Origin of the sequence: Mesorhizobium sp. M2A.F.Ca.ET.039.01.1.1, from assembly GCF_003998035.1 — a bacterium.
Classification (GTDB): domain Bacteria; phylum Pseudomonadota; class Alphaproteobacteria; order Rhizobiales; family Rhizobiaceae; genus Mesorhizobium.
In genome coordinates this window covers 1-3,880 of sequence record NZ_RZRY01000592.1, presented here as the reverse complement: position 1 = coordinate 3,880, position 3,880 = coordinate 1, and the positions used below count along the sequence as shown (strand labels likewise).

Here is a 3,880-nt window from a genome sequence, read left to right as displayed (position 1 = left end):
GTCTTGAAGGCATCCATGAGGCCGGCATAGGCGGCGCGCTCAAGGTCGAAACCGCGGCAAGAAGCACCAATCCGGTGGCCGGCATTGCCGCCGCCTATGCCGGCCTCATGGATGCCTTCAAGACAGCCGCCTGACGGCTGGCCAGCAGACGTTCAATGAATGGTGATGGAGCCTCGCGCCGCGCGGGCTTGCGCGACGCACTCACCCGACACATGTAAGTCTGCCGCGAGAACGTTTCACCGTTTCATGGAAACGGCAAACCGTTCTCTTTGTTTTGACGCAATTCCGGACGGAAACCGCTTCGCACTTTTGCTGGAATTGCTCCAGGAGACCATTCATGGACAAGCCCGCCAACCCTGCCCCCGGCTTCCAGCGCAATCCCGACAAGGTGATCACCGTCGAACCCTATCGCGGCAGTGTCACCGTGCGCGCCGGCGATACCGTCATCGCAAGATCCACCCGGGCCAAGGTGCTTTCAGAACCACCCTACCCGGCGGCCTTCTACATCCCGTTCGACGATATCGACTTCAGCAAGCTCGCCGGCACCGAGCACTCGACGCATTGCCCCTACAAGGGCGATGCCAGCTACTGGAGCGTCCAGGCGGCCGGCGAAGCCGGCACGAACGCCATGTGGGCTTATGAACATCCGATCGACGAAATGACCGAGATCCGCAACCACGGCGCGTTCTACACGAGCAAGGTAACGGTCGAAGCCGAACCGGGCTGAGTTTTCGATTGGGCTGGGTCGTCGCTGCGATCCGAGGCAGGCGAAGGCCAAGCGTCGTCATCCCAGGGCGGAGGGATGGGCGTTCACGTCAATCTCGGAAGGATGTGGCTGCCAAAATTCAGCCGCCGCACCGCACGCTCAATCGGTGGTGCCGTCGTTGCCTATACCGTCGGCATCGTCCAGGCGCACGAATGTCATGCCTTTCTGCTTCAAGGCGAGCAGCCCCTGAACCACGCCCTCGCCGGCCGCATGCGTCGGCTGGTTGATGTGGGCGATGATGACGTCGCCGTCCTTGGCGGCGCCGATGCGGCGTGCCGTTTCCTTGGCGCCGAGCAGCGAGCCGCCGTCGCCATTGACCGAGAAGCCGGCGATCTTGAAGCCCAGCTTGCGGATCATGGCGATCGCCGATGGGCTGTATTCCGCGGTGGCGCCGCGAAACCATTTGGGCGCCGGTCCGCCCGCGCTGGCGAGCGCCGCGGCGCCGGATTCAACCTCGGCCTGCACGGCGTCCGGGCTGCCGGCGCTGCTTATGCCGTAAATCTTCCGCGGCGTATCGACCGCGGGAATGTGGCGGCCGCCATGGTTTTCCAGCTCGAACAGATCAGGATGGGCTCGCATGATCTCGGCGGCCGCGGCATTGCGCTTGAGCCAGATGCCGGTAACGAAGATGGTCGCCGGTATGCGATTGTCGACAAGAGCCGAAAGTATTCTTGTGTCGGTCTTTCCCCCGCAAGCGTCGAGCGTCAGGGCGACTCGCCCACGCCCTTCCGGGGCTTGGGTCTTCAGATGCAGCGTCGGCTCGAGAAGCGTTGCGGCATTGCCGGCCGACGCCGCCAAGAGCGACAGCGCGAGCACGCAAAGAGAATTTCGAAGCAGACCCATCATCCATTCCAACCCGGCACGCACGGCCAGTTGCCGCATCGCGCCAAAGAAAACTTGCCTCCGCTCGTCCCAACAGACCGGCATCTAGGCGAAAATGGGGACGTCCAACAGCGCAAAAGGAGCAATCGCGAAAAATTGCTTTCGTCTACACCGCGGTTTTAATGGGTCTGTCCGTCCGCGCCAGCAGTTCGCGCACTGCTTCGGCGACCGTGTCCACTTCCAGGCGCCAGACGCAAAATGCCTTGGCTGGATTGGTCCGGTGGCACATGTCGGCGGCCACACACTCGCAAGGCATTGGGGGCCGCAGCGAGATGCTGGGTGCGCCAACCGGACCCCATGCAACCGGGTTGGTGAGGCCGTACAGGCCGACGACCGGCGTGCCTGCTGCGGCGGCCATATGCATTGGGCCGCTTTCGTTGCCGAGGAAGAGCCGCGCCTCCTTGAGCAGCGCCATCAACGTTTCGAGCGATAGCTTACCTACCAGATTGACGACCGGCGCCTTGACCGCGGCCACGATGTGGTCGTTCGCCTGGGCTTCGTCGGGTCCGCCGACCAGGACGACGGAGAGACCGGTTTCGCTCGATATCGTGTCGACGGCCGCGGCGAAACGCTCGGGCTGCCACCGGCGGCCCGGAAAGCTTGCTCCGGCATGCACCACCAGGAAGGCTTTGCGGCGAAGACCGCAGCTGTCCAGCAATGTCAGGACCCGCGCGGTTTCCGATGGCAGCGGCTCGATCGAGGGAACCCGCACGCGCAGATCTTCCCCTAGCGCCTCCAGCGGAGAAAGATAGCGATAAAGGAAATGCCTCTCGCCATAGCCGAAGGGCTTGGCCCTGACGTTTGCGGATTGGCGCTCGAACCGGCCCAATCGCCTCTCGGTCGGGAAATAGCCAACGCGGATCCTGGCGTTGAGCGCCATGGCGACGAAGTGCGTCGTTTTTGAATCGGTCAAGTCGATGGTCATATCGCAAGCCAAACGACGCAGCTTTCGCAATACGTGGTAGAGTTCCAGGCCGCGCTGCATTACCGTGCCACGCGCGCTCGAGCGCTTGAAAGCTACGGTCTCATCTGCGATCCCGTGAGCAGTCAGGAAGCCTGCGAAGCGAGCCTCGCACAGGAAGACAATTCTGGCCTCCGGATAGGCGATCCTCAGATTCTTCGCCAGCGTCGAGGCAAGAACCAGATCGCCGATATATTTCGTTTGCAGAATCAGGATCGACCGGACGCCTGCGAAGGGCCCCTGCAACATCCGTGTCCGGGCACCAGAACTGAGTTGAGACGTCGACATCCGGGGCCGCCACGCGCATGTTTCACGTGGCCCTCATATACAAGACGACAAGGTCGTGGGCCAGAGTGACTTGCACGTGCCGGCAGATCGTTTCACGGTCATGGAAATAGTGAAATTCCGGATTTCGCTGTTTGCAATGCGGACGACGACGGCACGAGAATCTCCCCGCGTGTCAGACCGCGGCTTCCAGGACCGCCTCGGTACGCGCCAGGAGCTCCAGCACCGCCTCGACCACCGGATCAACCTCCAGGCGCCAGACGCAGCAGGCCTTGCTCGGATCGGTCCGGCTGCACAGGTCGCCGCCGACGCAGTCGCAGGGCACGGATGGCCGCAACGAGATGCTGGGCACGCCGACCGGCGCCCAGCGGACCGGATTGGTCAGGCCGAACAGGCCGACAACCGGCGTGCCGGCCGCGGCCGCCATATGCATCGGCCCACTTTCGTTGCCGAGAAACAGCCGCGCCTGCCTGAGCAGCGCAAGCAGGGTTTCCAGCCGCAGCGCGCCCGCCAGATTGACGACAGGCGTCTTCGCCGCGGCCACAATCCTGTCGGTCGCCTCGTTTTCGTCCGGGCCGCCGACCAGGACGACGCGCAAGCCTGTCTCGCCGGCAATCCTGTCGATTGCCTCGGCAAAGCGCTCCGGCTGCCAGCGACGCCCGGCGAAACTTGCTCCGGCATGAACCGCGACAAAGGCGTTTGGGAGGATGTGGTGCCGGGCCAGCAAAGCCAGGACGCGGATCGTCTCGAATGGCAGCGGTCGAATGGCCGGGGCTTTTACGCGCAGGTCGACGCCGAGCGCCTCCAACGGAGACAGATAGCGGTAGAGAAAGTGCTTCTTGCCAAATCCGAAGGGCTTCATCCTGACATTGGCGGGCTGGCGTTCATGCCAGCGCAGAGGCCGCTCCGTCGGAGAATAGCCGACCCGGACCGGAGCATTGACCAGCCCGGAAATAAGACGCGAGGTTTTCGAGTCGGTGATGTCG

At 63.4% G+C, this 3,880-nt stretch carries 4 protein-coding genes; 1 reads left to right on the top strand and 3 read right to left on the bottom strand.

Annotated features, from left to right (window positions below):
- The first annotated feature begins 337 nt into the window (after nt 1–337).
- Nucleotides 338–727 carry a DUF427 domain-containing protein gene (locus EOA24_RS29985; protein ID WP_127251970.1) on the top strand — a complete coding sequence of 130 codons (390 nt, stop codon included), beginning with the start codon at nt 338–340 and terminating at the stop codon, nt 725–727.
- A 138-nt stretch (nt 728–865) separates the two neighbouring features.
- Here EOA24_RS29985 and EOA24_RS29980 read toward each other — a convergent pair whose 3' ends face one another.
- The 3 genes from EOA24_RS29980 to EOA24_RS29970 all read right to left on the bottom strand — a co-directional run.
- Nucleotides 866–1,609 carry a polysaccharide deacetylase family protein gene (locus EOA24_RS29980; RefSeq protein ID WP_126083472.1) on the bottom strand — a complete coding sequence of 248 codons (744 nt, stop codon included), beginning with the start codon at nt 1,607–1,609 and terminating at the stop codon, nt 866–868.
- Nucleotides 1,610–1,754: 145 nt separating this feature from the next.
- Complete coding sequence (locus tag EOA24_RS29975) at nt 1,755–2,897, bottom strand: glycosyltransferase family 9 protein (RefSeq protein ID WP_245501884.1); 1,143 nt, start codon at nt 2,895–2,897, stop codon at nt 1,755–1,757.
- A gap of 172 nt (nt 2,898–3,069) precedes the next feature.
- Nucleotides 3,070–3,880, bottom strand: an 811-nt coding sequence (locus tag EOA24_RS29970) for a glycosyltransferase family 9 protein (RefSeq protein WP_245501883.1), incomplete at its 5' end; no start/stop codon positions are given.

Coding starts and splice junctions, on each gene's coding strand:
- EOA24_RS29985 (WP_127251970.1), top strand. CDS start 338: ATGGACAAGCCCGCCAACCCTGCCCCCGGCTTCCAGCGCAATCCCGAC.
- EOA24_RS29980 (WP_126083472.1), bottom strand. CDS start 1,609: ATGGGTCTGCTTCGAAATTCTCTTTGCGTGCTCGCGCTGTCGCTCTTG.
- EOA24_RS29975 (WP_245501884.1), bottom strand. CDS start 2,897: ATGTCGACGTCTCAACTCAGTTCTGGTGCCCGGACACGGATGTTGCAG.